The 15,681-nt window shown below is 45.3% G+C and carries 10 protein-coding genes and 1 pseudogene; 6 read left to right on the forward strand and 5 right to left on the reverse strand.

Annotated elements, in window-relative coordinates; genetic code table 11:
- Together ACLGGO_RS32080 and ACLGGO_RS32085 are read left to right on the forward strand one after the other, a co-directional pair.
- Window positions 1-1,689: pseudogene (locus ACLGGO_RS32080) on the forward strand (S-layer family protein); the annotation flags it as partial.
- Between the two features lie 130 nt (window positions 1,690-1,819).
- Entirely contained in the window at window positions 1,820-4,681 is a 2,862-nt protein-coding gene (locus ACLGGO_RS32085) for a two-partner secretion domain-containing protein (protein ID WP_446422354.1), read from the forward strand.
- A 25-nt stretch (window positions 4,682-4,706) separates the two neighbouring features.
- Here the strand turns inward: ACLGGO_RS32085 and ACLGGO_RS32090 are convergent, their stop codons facing one another.
- The 3 genes from ACLGGO_RS32090 to ACLGGO_RS32100 form a co-directional block, all read right to left on the reverse strand.
- Window positions 4,707-4,988, reverse strand: coding sequence for a type II toxin-antitoxin system RelE/ParE family toxin (locus ACLGGO_RS32090; protein ID WP_446422355.1), 282 nt, complete (start codon window positions 4,986-4,988; stop codon window positions 4,707-4,709).
- Complete coding sequence (locus ACLGGO_RS32095) at window positions 4,978-5,220, reverse strand: CopG family ribbon-helix-helix protein (RefSeq protein WP_446422356.1); 243 nt, start codon at window positions 5,218-5,220, stop codon at window positions 4,978-4,980. The genes ACLGGO_RS32090 and ACLGGO_RS32095 overlap by 11 nt, the downstream gene beginning before the upstream one ends.
- Window positions 5,221-5,345: 125 nt before the next feature.
- A complete protein-coding gene (locus ACLGGO_RS32100; RefSeq protein ID WP_446422357.1) occupies window positions 5,346-7,574 on the reverse strand; it encodes a CHASE2 domain-containing protein in 2,229 nt (742 codons plus the stop codon).
- Between the two features lie 109 nt (window positions 7,575-7,683).
- On the opposite strand from ACLGGO_RS32100, the gene ACLGGO_RS32105 reads away from it, so the two are divergent.
- From ACLGGO_RS32105 to ACLGGO_RS32115, 3 genes are all read left to right on the forward strand, one after another.
- Window positions 7,684-10,392 carry an AAA-like domain-containing protein gene (locus tag ACLGGO_RS32105; protein ID WP_446422358.1) on the forward strand — a complete coding sequence of 903 codons (2,709 nt, stop codon included), beginning with the start codon at window positions 7,684-7,686 and terminating at the stop codon, window positions 10,390-10,392.
- Window positions 10,393-10,649: 257 nt separating this feature from the next.
- Complete coding sequence (locus tag ACLGGO_RS32110) at window positions 10,650-10,913, forward strand: ParB N-terminal domain-containing protein (protein WP_446415318.1); 264 nt, start codon at window positions 10,650-10,652, stop codon at window positions 10,911-10,913.
- 252 nt (window positions 10,914-11,165) lie between these two features.
- A complete protein-coding gene (locus ACLGGO_RS32115; protein WP_446422359.1) occupies window positions 11,166-11,654 on the forward strand; it encodes a Dps family protein in 489 nt (162 codons plus the stop codon).
- A gap of 115 nt (window positions 11,655-11,769) precedes the next feature.
- Here ACLGGO_RS32115 and ACLGGO_RS32120 read toward each other — a convergent pair whose 3' ends face one another.
- Both ACLGGO_RS32120 and ACLGGO_RS32125 read right to left on the reverse strand, forming a co-directional pair.
- On the reverse strand, window positions 11,770-12,255 hold the full coding sequence (locus ACLGGO_RS32120) for a hypothetical protein (protein WP_446422360.1): 486 nt from the start codon (window positions 12,253-12,255) through the stop codon (window positions 11,770-11,772).
- A gap of 29 nt (window positions 12,256-12,284) precedes the next feature.
- Window positions 12,285-13,100: a ChaN family lipoprotein gene (locus tag ACLGGO_RS32125; RefSeq protein ID WP_446422361.1), complete on the reverse strand. Its 816-nt coding sequence runs from the start codon at window positions 13,098-13,100 to the stop codon at window positions 12,285-12,287.
- Between the two features lie 530 nt (window positions 13,101-13,630).
- Between ACLGGO_RS32125 and ACLGGO_RS32130 the strand changes: the two genes are divergently transcribed.
- Entirely contained in the window at window positions 13,631-15,625 is a 1,995-nt protein-coding gene (locus ACLGGO_RS32130; protein ID WP_446422362.1) for a caspase family protein, read from the forward strand.
- Window positions 15,626-15,681 lie beyond the last annotated feature (56 nt).

The following is a 15,681-nucleotide window of genomic DNA, read 5'->3' on the forward strand; positions in this document are numbered from 1 at the left end:
GATGGTGATGTTTTTAGTCAAGTAGAATCAGGAGCCAAGGGTAATTCTCAGGGGGTAGTAATTGAGACTGGCTCTTTGACTTTAATTAATGGCGCTTTAATTGTTGCTGTGACTAGAGGGGAAGGAAATGGAGGTCAGGTTATAATTCGGGCAACCGATAGTATCGTATTCGATGGGGAATTTAATCAAGGATACCTCAGTGGTGTTTTTAGTGCTGTGGATTCCGGAGCAAATGGGAATTCTGGAGATATACAAATAGAGGCTGGCTCTTTAACTTTAACCAATGGTACTCTAATTAATGCCTCTACCTTTGGAGCAGGAAATGCAGGAAAGGTGGTGATTCGAGTCGCCGATAACATCTTATTAGATGGAGAATTGAGTCAAGGAGTTATTAGTGGTATTGCGAGTCAAGTAGCATCAGGAGCTACTGGAGATTCTGGAGGTATAGAAATAGAGACTGGCTCTTTGCTTTTAACTAATGGTGCTATAATTTCTGCTTCTACCTTTGGAGAAGGAGATGCGGGTAAGGTATTAATTCAGGCAATAGATAGTATTGAATTTAATGGGGAAGATAGTCGAGGACTTGGCAGTGGTGTTTTTAGTCGAGTCCGATCAGGATCTACCGGAAATTCCCTAGGAGTGGAAATCCAAACTAGCTCTTTGATTTTAGATAATGGCACTATAATTTCTGCTGAGACCCAAAATACTGGTACAGCAGGAGAAATAAAAATTAATACCACAGAATTTATCCAATTGAGCAGAGGTAGTTCTATCCGTGCTAGTGCTACAGCGGAAGGTCAAGCTGGCGACTTAACCATTAACACGGAACGCTTATCTGTACAAGATGGATCAGAAATTAGCGTCAGTAGCGAGTTTGGACAAACAGGTAATCTTTTCATCACTGCAGAAAAGATTATTCTCAACCAAGGTACACTTTCTGCTCTAACTGGAAAAAGCGGTGAAGAGGAAGGCGCAAATATCACCCTAAACGGTTTAAACTTTCTGCTAATAAGCAACGAAAGCCTACTTTCTGCTGAAGCCTTGAATGAAGCAGATGGTGGCAACATCGACATTGACAGTGCTTACATAATCGTCCTCCCTTCCGAAGGGGAAAACGGTAGCGACATTATCGCCAAGGCAAATCAAGGGAATGGTGGGACTGTGAACATTACCGCCACTGGCGTCTTTGGCATTGAGGAACAGCCAGCTATTGATGGAAACCGCACAAACGACATTGATGTTAGTTCTCAGTTTGGCAACCCTGGTGAAGTCACACTCAATGTATCCCTTGATCCTAGTCGCGGACTGACTCAACTCCCCAGCACTTTGGTTGACCCCTCAGGACAAATTAACCGAACCTGTGCAGCTAGTAGTCGTCAGAGTCAATTTACTGTCACTGGACGAGGTGGTTTACCTGAAAACCCAACGGATTTATTCAGTCCTAATTTGGTACAAGATGATTTTGGCACGGTGATAGCCAGGGAAGAAGATGAGGAAAAAGAAGGACAAGCCGATGGGGAGAATTCTCCTATTTATCATCCTCCCAAGCAGATTATTGAAGCCCAAGGTTGGATTATTGATGCAGAAGGTAATGTGGTGCTGACGGCTTACGTCCCCAATGGAACACCTCACGGCGGTTGGCAAAATTCGGTCAATTGTCAGGTTTCGGAAACAGCATCTCAGCCCTAATTATTGATTCAGCAAAAAACATTGTAGCAATTTAGCAAGAAAAGCATCGATTCAAGGGACTTCTTACAGTATACGATAAGCATTAGTTTAACCTTTTCAATTTAGGTAAAAGCTGTAAGGTAAAATCGCAATGAAACAGATTAAAACTCACTTTTGCTTTGCCAGCAGCCTTGTTCTCGGTTTTTGGGCAAATATCACTACAGTATCGGCTCAAGTTGTCCCCGATAATACACTCCCAGTAAATTCTCAAGTGACAGGGTGTCCGGTTTGCCTAATTGAAGGGGGAACGGTGCGAGGGGTAAACCTGTTCCATAGTTTTGAAGAGTTTTCTGTACAGACAGGGGGTGAGGCATTTTTCAATAATGCTTTACAGATTGAGAATATTTTAGGGCGGGTGACGGGGACTAATATTTCGGATATTGATGGGTTAATTCGGGCGAATGGAACGGCAAATCTATTTTTAATCAATCCCAATGGGATTATTTTTGGTGAGAATTCCCGGTTGAATATTGGCGGTTCCTTTGTCGCCTCTACCGCTAATGCCATTGGTTTTGGCAATCAAGGTGTTTTTAGCGCAACTGACCCAGAAGCTTTACCCTTACTCACTGTTAATCCAGATGCATTTTTATTTAATCAGATGACTTCTGGTCGTATCGAAAACCATTCAATTGCATCCGCAGGTATTAATCTTTTCGGAGAGTCTCTCAAGGGTTTACGAGTTCCCGATGGTCACAGCTTGTTATTGCTTGGTGGAGATATTGCCATCAACGGAGGCGGATTAAATGCTTTAGGGGGTCGAGTAGAATTAGCCGGATTAGCCGTTCCCGGTGAAGTCGCGTTGAATATGGATGATAACCATCTCAGTTTGAATATTCCTAATGATTTAACACGAGCAGATATTTCACTGACTAATGAAGCTGTTGTCAATACCAGTGGTAAGGGAGGCGGTGAAATTCAAGTTTTTGGTAGGCGCGTGATGCTCAAAGAGGGTTCCCAGATACTCGCGACTACTCTGGGTTCAGAAGCTGGCGAGGGGATAACAGTGGATGCTTCTGAGTCAATTGAACTGATAGGAAATGGATTTGAAAGCTTTGAACAAATTTTTATTGCAGGTGGTTTATCTGGACAAATTCGTCCCTTTAATCCTGGTACTGGCTTGTTTACTGGAACTGTGGGAACAGGTTTAGGGGGTACAGTTGCCATTAATACTGGTGAATTAATTTTGCGAGATGGAGCAATTATCTTTAGCCCTACATTTGGAGAGGGGTCAGGGGGAAGTCTTAGCGTCCGTGCTTCTGAGTCTGTGGAAGCAATTGGCTCAGGTTTGATCACTTCCACGTTAAGCAATGCTACTGGAGCGGCAGGCGATATTACTATTAATACTAAGCGGTTAATTGTTCGAGATGGGGCAGTAGTCACAACGATTACCTTGGGTGAGGGGACTGGAGGAAAGATAGGGATTAATGCCTCTGAATCTGTGGAAGTATTGGAAACACCAGCGGGGGCATTAGTTTCTACAGGATTATTTGCCAATACTATCGGTGGTACTGGAGCCGCTGGTGGAATTACGATTGACACGAGACAGCTAATTATTCGAGGTGGGGGACAAATAGCCACTCAGAGTGGATTACTCTTTGTAGGTATCCCAAATGGAGGTTTTGGTGGAGATTTAGTCATTAGAGCCTCCGAGCTTGTAAAAGTAAGTGGACAGGCAACGGATAATCGTATTCACAGTGGTTTATTTAGTGGAACTGATGGTTCAGGAGAGGGCGGTGATTTAACGATTACCACTTCTGCATTACTTGTACAGAATCTGGGATTGGTAACAGCAAGGACATTGGGAAGAGGAAACGGCGGAGACTTAACCATTAATACTGATGTATTGCAAGTTGATGGAGGACAGATTACTACTCAGACTTTGGGTGCGGGAAAAGGGGGAAGTTTGAGTGTGACTGCCTCCAGTGTGGTGGAACTAATTGACACCTTCACTAAGGTACAACTTCTTGAGACTCCGATTGTGCGTATAGGAAGTTCGGGAGAAGCTATAATAGTGACTGCCACTACAGAAAATTTACCATTGGTTGGTTTGATAGCTTCTGCTGAAGGCTCAGGACAAGCAGGAAATGTGATAGTTTCCACTCCTTTATTAATTGTCAAAGATGGAGTAATTAACGTAAATAGTAACAGCTCTGGAACATCAGGAAATTTAGAGATAGAGGCAGATTTGGTGCGACTCAATAACGGTTTTATTACGGCAAGGACAGCCTCTGGAAATGGTGGTAACTTGACACTACGGATTGACGATGCTTTGCTTATGCGCCGTAACAGTCAGATTTCAGCCACCGCAGGTACAGCACAAGCTGGTGGAGATGGCGGTAACATTAACATTGATGCTGGTGTTATCGCTGCTGTCCCCGATGAAAATAGTGATATCACCGCCAATGCCTTTTTCGGACAAGGAGGTCGCATCACCATCACCAGTCAAGGCATCTTTGGTATTGAGGAACGTCCAGCCATCCCCGGAAATCGTACTAATGATATTGATGCTAGTTCTCAGTTTGGCAATTCTGGTGAAATCACACTCGATGTATCCCTTGACCCCAGTCGCGGACTAACTCAACTCCCCAGCACTTTGGTTGACCCTTCAGGACAAATTAACCGAACCTGTGCAGCTAGTAGTCGTCAGAGTCAATTTACTGTCACTGGACGAGGTGGTTTACCTGAAAACCCAACGGATTTATTCAGTCCTGATTTGGTACAAGATGATTTTGGCAGGGTGATACCCAGGGAAGAAGATGAGGAAATAGAAGGACAAGCCGAGGGAAAAAATGATTTAATTAACCATCCTCCCAAACAAATTATCGAAGCCCAAGGATGGATTATTGATGAGGAAGGGAATGTGGTGTTGACGGCTTACGTCCCCAATGGAACACCTCATGGCGGTTGGCAAAATTCGGTCAATTGCCAGGTTTCGGAAACAGCGTCCCCATAAAAATAATTACTGATTATCCAGACGTTTAGCGATCAGGATATTTTCTCGCGTTATGTAAAACACGAAGAATATGTACCTGATTATTTTTAACTCGGTAGACGACAAAATAGGGTGTCTTTGAGATGACCAACTCCCTAGTCCCTTCAACGCGCCCGGTTCTTCCCATGTAAGGGAATTTTGCTAACTGCTCAACCGCTGCTTGAATTTTCACAACAGTACTTGTTGCAGCATCTTGGTCATCTTCGCAAATGTAAGCATGAAGCTGCTCAAGATTGCGTAGTGCTTGGCGTAACCATCTAACTTCCATGGGTCAACCGACTAAAGACGGCGCTTACCTCTTGTTCACTAGCAAAATCCCCAGCATCGGCTTCAGTGATACCCTGCTGAATCTCTTGCAGTTGCCACTGATGCATTTCTAGGTAAGCATTGATTGCTTGATTTAGCACATAGGTCAAATTACGCTCCATACCAGCAGCAATGGCATCCAGTGCAGCTCTCTTATCTGGATCAAGTCGAAACGTTACATTTTCCTTGCTCATAAGACAGGTTCTTCGTGGAGGGTTGGTTAAAGTGCAGCCGTACTATTTAATTATGCACTGTATTGTATTGCATTGCAAGAAGAATCATAACCATTCTAGAAGAGCCTGTACTCTGAATAATTATTTCAATCTGAATACGACTGACGTAAATAAGAAAGTACGGCTGCTATTTCTGGCGGAATGCCTGTAAATCGAATACCAAAATGATTTGGATTATCTACCGATTTTTCAACGACTTTCGCGTAAATGTCTCCCAATCCTTTTGCCTTGTCTGTACCTATCACTAAATTAATCTTGAGATTACTCAACAATTCTAAAGACCGTTGGGTGTTAATTTTAGCACCATTCGCCGATAATTTTACAATTGTCCCTTGACAGAATTCCTGCCCTAAATGCTTTCCCGTTAAAACTATATACTGTATTGGGAGTTTATTGCTCAACACAACAAAATCAGTTTCTGGTTTCGGCAAAATCAAATTAAAATCTCCCCCAATCCCACCAATTTCATAAATCGTAATTGGTTCGGCAAATCCTTTGGGGTGAACGTGCAATTCCCCATCCACCCGGAGAATTGAACCCATCTGTTTCAACAACTCCTGAGAAATTAAAACTTGTCCACCAACGGTATAGGATTCAATCCGAGACGCTAAATTAACCGGACTCCCCATTACCGTATATTTTGCCCGTTTTTGTGAGCCAATATTCCCCGCTAATACTTCTCCCCCATGAATACCAATTCCCATTTCTAAGGGGGGTAAATTTAGGGTTTCATTGTACTGATTAACCTCTGCCATCGCCAACTGCATCGCAATCCCACAAGCGATCGCGCGTTGGCAATCGTCCTCTCTTTCAATCGGCGCACCAAATATAACCAGAATCCCATCACCCATGAAATCATTAATCACGCCCTGATACTGATCAACCACATCAGTCATCACTTGCAAATAATGGTTAATCACCCTCACCCCCATCTCCGGTGACACTCGCTCAGAAATTGCCGAAAATCCCCTTAAATCGGAAAATAGAACCGTAACCTGACGGTTTTCTCCACCCAACTGCAATCCTTGAGGCGTCTCCAGCAAATTCGCCACCACCGCATCAGCGATATAGCGACCAAATATGCGGCGCATTTGACCCGCACCGTAAGCCACATACCCAATAATCGCGATCGCAGACCCGGTTAACCCCAGAATCGGCGACACCACGGGAATCCACCACCCATTCAGAAACGCCCAATAACAGCCACCAACCAAGCCACCGCCAACGAAAATCAGACTCACTACCTTAAAGGGCGATCGCGCAGTCACACCCCCCCGATAGCGCTGTCCCCAAGTCAACGTCGCCCCGACTACCGTCCAAACCACTATCCATAAAATCTCCCAAAGTTCTGACCAAACCCGAATCAGAGGACGCCCTTCTAGCGCCGCACTCACCATCTGACTGACGACATCTGCATGAATTTCCACCCCCGGTGATCGACTTACCAATCCCCGACTATAGGGGGTGAAAAAGTTATCAGCGACACTTTCACCCGTAATCCCAATCAAGATCACGCGATCGCGTCCCCAATCCTTTGGTATTTTTCCCTCTAGGACTTCCGTGATCGAAATCGACTGAAAACCTTGCCTAAGATTGCGAAAATTAGATACTATCTGAAATCCACCCGCATCTGTGCGGACATAGCCCCCATCGTGCTGATTTAAACGGGTAAACACAGCTTTGCCCAACTGATATTGATTTCCCTCAGCATCTACTTCCTCAAGCGTAATTCCTTCAGCCTCTAAATAAGTCAAGGCTAACATCGTACTAAAACTAGGGATAATTTCCCCAGATGGAGTTCCCAGAGACAGTAAACCGCGACGAACTTTACCATCACTATCTACCACCAAATCATTCGCCCCAATTTGACCCAATTCGTTCAATACTGGTGGTGGATTAACCGCCGTTCCCTCAGCATCTCCGGCTACCTTACGAATACCAATCAAATTCGGAGTTGATTGAAAAACCTCGACCAATTCCTGATACCCTGGCTCTACAGGTAAATCGCGATACAGATCCAAACCAATGGCTCTTGGCTGTTGTTGTTTAAGTATTGTTAGTAATTGGGCAAGCCTCTGATCGGATAGGGGCCAGTTGCCGAGTTTTTGGATATCTTGCTCATTAATCTCAACAATCCCAATCCTTGAGTCCACCGCTTCGGCTGGACGCCAGCGAAAAAATTGATCCAGGGCGGCGAGTTCCAGTTCTTGCAGCCATCCCGCCCACCATAACCCGATGACGACTCCGGCTACACTGGGAGCAGCAATGAACACACCACGCCATTGCCAGAGTTGTTTTCTCAGGCTTGCCCACATAAACTCAATCGATCCACAAATAGTTTACGCTGAGGGGTGTAACCCCTTTTTTTAGTACTTCGCTCTACCCGGTCTCCTACCGATGCAGCGTTTTGCCAGGGCATTGACTATGAATACCACCTTAGCCTACAACTACCAATTTGGCGGATGCCTCCCCGCCGATTCTCCCACTTATGTGTGGCGACAAGCCGATGTTGAACTCTACGACGGGTTAAAGGCTGGGAATTTCTGCTATGTCCTCAACTCCCGACAGATGGGGAAATCTAGCTTACGGGTGCAAACCATGCGCCGCTTACAAAAGGAAGGATTTGCTTGTGCGGCGATTGACTTGACTAAGATTGGCTGCCAAAATTTGACCCCAGAGCAATGGTATGCTGGCTTAGTCCGTCGCTTGGTGATTAGTTTCGATCTCACCCAACAATTTAACTTACGTCGATGGTGGCGCGATCGCGATTTACTCTCGCCCGTACAACGCTTCAGTGAGTTTATTGAACGAATCCTACTACCGACGATTCCCCAACCGATTGTTATTTTTGTCGATGAAATTGATAGTGTTCTCAGTTTAAACTTTCGCGTCGATGACTTTTTAGCCGCGATTCGCGCCTGTTATGATAGTCGCGCCGATTATCCCGCCTACCAACGCCTCACATTTGCCCTATTGGGTGTCGCGACTCCCTCCGAGTTAATGCAAGATAAGAATAGCACCCCGTTTAATATTGGTCGGGCAATTGAATTGACAGGCTTTCAATTACATGAATGTTTACCCTTAGCCCAGGGATTAGCCGCCAAAGTTAACTATTCCCCCGCCATCATCCAAGAAATATTAACCTGGACAGGTGGTAAACCCTTTCTCACTCAAAAGCTGTGTCAGATTGTCCTCCACCAAGCCGAACTCTCTCTTCCCACCAAGATTCCCCAGGATAAATCCCAAATTGGCCCATGGATTGAACAGTTGGTGCGATCGCACATTATTGAAAACTGGGAAGCCAAAGATGAACCGGAACACCTGAAAACCATTCGCGATCGCCTTTGTCGCTGCACCACCCGCGATCGCCTATTGCCTAACCGTTCCAGCACCCGTCAGCTACTAACACTCTACCAGCAAATTCTCGACCAAGGAGAAATCCCTGCCGATAATAGCCCGGAACAACGAGAATTACGCCTATCAGGATTAGTGGTGAAACAGCCAATCGGACAGAAGTACGCCCAGCCTGTTCTGAGAGTCTATAACCGCATCTATAAATCTATTTTTAATCAGGATTGGGTGAGAAGAGTCCTGGATAATCTTCGTCCTTATCACTGTGCCATGACAGCTTGGTTTGCCAGTGGATGTCAGAATGAGTCCTATTTGTTGAACCGAAACCAATTACAAGAAGCCTTGGCTTGGGCAAAGGGGAAACGCTTAACTCCCAAGGAATACCAGTTCCTAAGTACCAGCCGTCAGCAAGCTATCGCCAGTTCTTATCAGGGAAACCGCGACACCCAGAAGCAATTAAATACAACATCTACAGTACAACGAACTCCAAAACCTACCCCTCCAGAATTATCGCCAACGTCTGTTCCTCGTTCTTTAAGTGCCGACGAGCAGATATTATATGATCATTTGCTCTATTGGATACAACGAGAATCTCCCCAGCAACTCATCGAACGCTTTGATCAATTATTTATTAAAGCCAAAAACTACTCTGAACCTGATATTATCGCTGCCTTCCACCGAATTATCCTCGCCAATCCCCGCCATCAAGACTTTACCCATATTCTCAATCGTTGCTGCCATATCCTGATCAACCGTTGGCAAATGCAAGCTAATCAAGATCATGCGATCGCGCAATTGGTGGCATTATTTGAAAAACCCTTCCAACCTAGGGCAATTAGGGCGACATCGGGACTATCAAAGCGATTGCGACAACTCCTGGGAGAATTTACTCAAAGTGAAGACTATCAAACCCTACAACGTTTAGTCAAAGTTGTTGATCACACCGCAACTGTCGATCGCCAAGACTCCAATCCCGCTTTAGGGCAATTGATTTGTCGATACCCCTATTTATACACCCACGCCTTGCTCAGTTCAGATAGTTCCTACGAACACCAGCAAACCATCCGCCACATTCAAACTCAACGTCAGTGGCAATTAGAAATGAATCTCTCTCAATATGTCACTTATTTGATCCGGCGAGTTCGACTCGCATCTAGCCCAACCCCAACCTCAGACATCACCCTGGTTCAACCCGTACCCAATCCTACCCTGTTAAGCGATCGCGAACTCTACTTAGCCCTGAAACAGTTTATGGGCAAAGTTGAAGGGGCGTATACCTACCGAGACTTAGCCCAAAGTTTCCTCAAGCAAAGTAATCTAACGCCCTCCTATCGTGCCTTTAAAGCCGATTTATATGAATACCTAACAGCAGCAATTGAACCGGCTTATGGAAAACATCAATTCAATCACCGTTTGGCTCAACACCTCAAAAACACCTTACCCGATAGCGACTCTAAGAAAATTAACGACTTTTTACTGCTGAGAACCTGTAGCCAGTTGCTTAGCTTCTTAGTCAGCAGCCCTCAGCATCCCAATCACTATCTCTTTGTCGATTTAATTTCTAATATGGGACCGATTCGCACAACCGGATTATTGCTGAAAATCATTCTTCTGTGTAGTAAAGTCAAGCCCGATTTAGAAAAGCGATTTTCGATTTTATTCACTCACTACGAACGTCAAACCATCAATGATATTTTTTGGTTAGTTCAATCTTTAGAAAACCTCAATGTTGCCTTTTTTGTAAATTTTGGCAATATGGATCTGTCGCGGATTCAAAAATAATTGTCATTTGTCATTCGTCATTTGTCCTTTGCCCTTAGAATTATGGTACTCCGTTGGGGCGGGTTTAGTCACATCTGGGTGAAAACCGTCCCGTTAATGGTCAAACCCTCCCCTACATACAGACGCGCCATGGCACGTCTCTACATGACTCCCCCAGCTTCACTGCACCCCCCATACTCCATCTCTAAGTTGCAAGTCAAACTCATAACGAGTATGATTTAGAGGTAAACATTGAGAACAGAGGTGTTACTGGCACGATGGTAGAGGTTCGAGAAATTCCGCTACAGCAAATCCGCCGTCCCCTTCCCCGCGAAAACGACGCCGAAAAGGTACTAGAGTTGATGAAATCCATCCAGGAAGAGGGATTAAGAGAACCTATTGATGTACTCGAAGTTGATGGAGAGTATTACGGATTCTCTGGGTGTCACCGATTTGAGGCACATCAGCGCCTAGGGAAAGAAACGATTAAATGCCGGGTTCGCCGCGCCCCTCGTGCCGTATTGATGCGACATTTAGCCTAAGAAGCGTCATTTTTGTTGGGTGAGGACAGTTCATCCTTTGGGACGATCTGTAACAGATAGCTTATTGTTTAAGATTGACAGTTGGTGTGGGAAAAATAGTTCCAGATGCCTTGGGCAACGGGATAAAGGGTGTAGTCGTTCATTCAAAGAAAGCGTCACACTGGCTAATTCATTTCCGTGAAACTCTGTGAAATAAGGAACTATACCAGCTTTTCTGTTAACGTTATTTTTGGAGCCAATTAGGAGACCACTATGCAAACTGCTGATAAATCTGCCCCTGTCAATATTGGTATTTCAGAACAAGACCGCAAAGAGATTGCTGAAGGACTCTCTCGCCTGCTAGCTGATACCTATACCCTTTACCTAAAGACACATTACTTCCACTGGAACGTAACCGGACCGATGTTCCACTCGCTACATAACATGTTTGAGACCGAGTACACTGAACTAGCTGTAGCGGTGGATGATATTGCCGAACGGATTCGCACCATTGGTTATCCAGCGCCCGGTAGTTATAGCGAATTTACCGAACTCTCTTCCATTCCAGAAAGCCGTGGTGTTCCGGAAGCCACAGAAATGGTACGTTTACTGGTAGAAGCGAATGAAGCCGTGGTGAGAACGGCGCGGGAGGCGTTTCCGGCGGCTGAACGGGCTAATGATGAGTCTACCGTTGACCTGTTAACTGAACGGATGCGGACTCATGAGAAAACCGCTTGGATGCTGCGGAGTATGTTGAAATAATTAGTCTTAAAATGGACTAGAACTCTTATGCAGTCGTCTTTAGACGACTTGAGCTTTGAGCCTTGGGTTTAAACCCAAGGCTGTTGGTGAGACTTTGACTGTGCCTTTTGAGTTTTTAACGCCTCAGTAAACGCCGTCGCCGAGTTCGTAAGTAAACTCGCAGGGGAAACTGATAAAACTCCATTAATAGCCAGATGATCACGGCTAAATGGAATAAAAAGGTTAATCCAGTCCAAACCAATGGTAGCCAAGCCAAGCGGCTACCGGGCGTGGGCGGGAAGGTGTAAGCCGCTACCCCAATTAACGTGGCGGGTAGAATCACAAACACCGCCGCAAAAATCCAAGTCACCCATCCCCATTCAACGCCTTGTAGGTGCGCCCCCACCCAGTTTTTACCAGTCCAACGCCAGGTGAGGGGAGGCTGTCTATCGGTCATTTTCAATAATTGCTGTTCCAAGTCAGCCACGAAAATATGACGACAGGCTTCACAAGCCATCGCATCCATTAATGGCATTCCTTGAATTTGACCCACACGACAGATGGGACAGGGGTAAATCCCTTGATAGTGCAAACGGTTGGCTGAATCGGGTAGGTTGTGCATGTCAACAGCAACGTGCTTCTTCGATCATATTAGCGAGGTTGCCAAAAGAAATCTGCGATCGCGCCATTTTCATCCAAGTCTTCCGGTATACCGAACAGTACCGAACGCTGAATTAAGGGACGATAACTCAAGCGACGGGCAACTCGGCTGGGTATACCATAGCCATACACAATATGACCACTACCCGCAATCACGACGACTTGATAATCTGGATTAGCGGTGATAAAATCGGCAATCCCTTGTGCCATGGTTTCATCCCACAGCACCTGAACACTGAAAAATCGCTCAAAGCCATCACTATTACCATGACCTGCCTGTTGATGCTGATTATAAACCTCCTGAATCATTTGCCGATACTCAGCATTATCGGTACGAATTTCGTCCAGAGGGGGAATCTGCTGGAGTTCATCACTCGTGAGACTTTCTAAGCCATTCCGGGCGGCTTTACGGCTAATTTCTGTGGGGGTATTTAATGCTAAAACAGGCAGTTGATGAGTTTTAGCGAACTGTAATAGGGGGGCATAGTACTCCCAGGGAAAACCCCACCGTTGTTCATATTCCGTTTGCTCAATCAATTGAGTTTCTGTAAGTTGTCCAGCTAAGTATTGATCCAGAATATCCTGATAAGGTCGCTGGAACATTTCCATCGCTAGGACAATTTTTGGATTCTCTTGGTAAAGGGCTTGCAGAATTTCGAGTTGGGCTTTATGGTCATCAGGATTACTATGAATTTCCCCTAGATAAACGACATCAGCTTTAACTAATTCCTGGAGAATCGTTTCTGGAGATGTTTCAAACTGCATCTCAACAGGTTGATTATTCGCCTGTGTCAGCAGATGAGACATTTGAGCCCCAGCCGGGGGGGTACAGAAGCAAACGATACCCAAAGACAAAGCGCAAAGTTGGGTTCTTAGTAAGGGCTTTAGCCTATATTTGCTGAGATTTCCTGACGTCAAAATAACCTACAATTGATTCCACTTGTTTAGCTGTGCCATGCTTGAAATCTTACAATTTTTATAGTCGCACGTCAATCCGGGGACATCTTTAATCTATCATCTAATTCATCATTGTAGGGGCATGGCACACCTTATTTGATGAATTAGAATTGGTTCGTAGTGAGGGCTTCAGCCCTCTCCAGCTAAGCTTTATAGCACTCTTCGTGCTTACTACAAACAAAACCCTATTTTAGCTGTGCCACGACAGTAGGGGCGCATGGCGTGCGCCCATAAAATCGACAAATCTTAATCCACAATTTTAGCTGTGCCACGCCGCCATCGTGCGTTAGGCGCATTGTCAGGTTAACTTGTATTGTCCCACAACATCATTCTGCATGAGTCTCTCAGGTTGAGAGATATATCGCTATGATCATAAATTTATGACATCTATGAAGCGTCGTCAGTTTATCCAATTTGCTACCTCGGCTTTAGCAACCATCGGTTTAAACCAACTGGATTTACAGCGCCACTCCTTACGCTATGGTAAAGTCTTAGCCCAAAGCACTCCCCGCAAACTCGCCCTGTTAGTGGGGATTAACCAGTATCCCACCAATAGCGATCGCTTTACCAGCCTCTCTGGATGCGTCAACGATGTTCGCTTACAGGAACAACTCCTGATTAATCGCTTCGGCTTCCAGCCAGAGGACATCAAGACGGTTACGGATACCGAGGCGACTCGTGATGGCATTTTAACCGCCTTTGAAACCCATTTAATTCAGCAAGCCAAACCCGGAGATGTGGTGGTGTTTCATTTCTCGGGACATGGTTCACAAGTCATTGATCCCAATCCCATTGATCCCAGTTATCCCCTGAATAGTTCCTTTGTTCCTGCGGATGAACATTGGCAAGCTGATAAAGGTATTGTCAATGAAATTACCGGACATACCCTATTTTTACTCATGTTCGCCCTGAAGCAGAAAACCGACAACGTTACCGTGGTGCTGGATAGTTGTCATTCTGGGGGCGGAACCCGGGGAAATGTGAAAATTAGGGCGATTCCTGGGGGGATGGATTTCCGGATGAGTCCCGAAGAAGTCGAGTATCAACAGCAATGGCTGAAACGGCTGAATCTATCCCCTGAGGATTTTATCAAATTGTATCAGCAAGGCGTCGCCACTGGCGCGGTGATTGCCTCAGCCCAACGGGAACAATTTGCGGCGGATTATCCCTTTCCGGGGTTTTATGCGGGAGCGTTTACCTATCTACTCACCCAAACATTATGGCAGAACAACCATGATGTGGAAAGTGCGATCGCGGGAATTGAACGGGATATGCGATTCCTTTCCACCCAACTCCCCCTGGTAGAGGTTCCACCGAATAGTCGCAATCAACGAGAACCAATTTATTTTACAGAACCCAAAACCCTCCCCGCCGAAGGTGTGGTGACAAGAGTTGAAAATAATCGGGTACAAGTTTGGTTAGGGGGAATTTCCCAAGAGAGTTTAGAGGCGATTTCTGAGGGGTCTATTTTTACTCCCCCATTCCGCAGTCGTGGCGAAACGCCCAAAGTTGAATTAATCTCGCGCAACGGGTTAATCGCTGAAGCCAAAGCCGAAGGAAACGTCCAACCGGGAGAATTATTACAGGAATTTGCCCGCACAATTCCCAGTGATTGGAAACTCCATATTGGGCTTGATCCGTCCTTAAGTCAGGAAACAGAAACGGCAAAAACTGAACTGGAATCACTAAAACGGATTCAACCGATTCTTCCCCAACCGGGAGAGTTTCCCTATCCGGTGGATGTGCATTATATTCTCAGTCGGATGACGGATGAGTATCAGCAGCAATTGTTATCAGACACACCAGATAAAATGCCACCTGTGGATAGTTTAGGTTTATTTTCTCCCGCCTTAGAAGTGATTCCCGATTCCTTTGGTATACCGGGAGAAACGGTGACTCAAGGAATTGAACGGTTACAGGGTAAACTGAAATCCCTGCTAGCGGCGCGAATTATGCGAATGACGCTGAATGCTGAATCCTCGCGGCTAAATTTAGAGGTAACAATGGGTTTAGAAAATCGTCCCGAAATTGTTGCCCAAGCCTTTACACCACGGGGGTGTCGTCAAGATGACAGTAAATGTCCACCGTTAGGGAGTCGAGGGGAATCTGGGCAACTTCTGAGTCATCAATTATCTGTGGGAGATGCGTTTCAGTTTCGAGTGACGAATCGGGAAGAGAAGGATTTACATTTGGGAATTATGTTGGTTGATCCAACTGCTGGAATTACGGTTTTATTTCCTAATGAATTTCAGGAAAACGCACGGCAAGATCCGGATAATGCCACCCGGATTAAGCCCAATCAAACGCTGTTAATTCCCAATCCCAACATAGATGAATTTGTCTTGGTAGCTGAACCCGCATTTCTCACAAACTAATTCTATAAGTCAATTTGCCGCTTAAAAATTGAGCTTTTTAAAGAAAAATAGAAAAA

The sequence above is a fragment of the Coleofasciculus sp. genome, from assembly GCF_046565525.1.
Taxonomy (GTDB): Bacteria; Cyanobacteriota; Cyanobacteriia; order Cyanobacteriales; family Coleofasciculaceae; genus Coleofasciculus.

What these genes read in the sequence shown, in the direction of transcription:
- ACLGGO_RS32085 (WP_446422354.1), top strand. Translation starts at nt 1,820, where the DNA reads ATGAAACAGATTAAAACTCACTTTTGCTTTGCCAGCAGCCTTGTTCTC.
- ACLGGO_RS32090 (WP_446422355.1), bottom strand. Translation starts at nt 4,988, where the DNA reads ATGGAAGTTAGATGGTTACGCCAAGCACTACGCAATCTTGAGCAGCTT.
- ACLGGO_RS32095 (WP_446422356.1), bottom strand. Translation starts at nt 5,220, where the DNA reads ATGAGCAAGGAAAATGTAACGTTTCGACTTGATCCAGATAAGAGAGCT.
- ACLGGO_RS32100 (WP_446422357.1), bottom strand. Translation starts at nt 7,574, where the DNA reads ATGTGGGCAAGCCTGAGAAAACAACTCTGGCAATGGCGTGGTGTGTTC.
- ACLGGO_RS32105 (WP_446422358.1), top strand. Translation starts at nt 7,684, where the DNA reads ATGAATACCACCTTAGCCTACAACTACCAATTTGGCGGATGCCTCCCC.
- ACLGGO_RS32110 (WP_446415318.1), top strand. Translation starts at nt 10,650, where the DNA reads ATGGTAGAGGTTCGAGAAATTCCGCTACAGCAAATCCGCCGTCCCCTT.
- ACLGGO_RS32115 (WP_446422359.1), top strand. Translation starts at nt 11,166, where the DNA reads ATGCAAACTGCTGATAAATCTGCCCCTGTCAATATTGGTATTTCAGAA.
- ACLGGO_RS32120 (WP_446422360.1), bottom strand. Translation starts at nt 12,255, where the DNA reads ATGCACAACCTACCCGATTCAGCCAACCGTTTGCACTATCAAGGGATT.
- ACLGGO_RS32125 (WP_446422361.1), bottom strand. Translation starts at nt 13,100, where the DNA reads ATGTCTCATCTGCTGACACAGGCGAATAATCAACCTGTTGAGATGCAG.
- ACLGGO_RS32130 (WP_446422362.1), top strand. Translation starts at nt 13,631, where the DNA reads ATGACATCTATGAAGCGTCGTCAGTTTATCCAATTTGCTACCTCGGCT.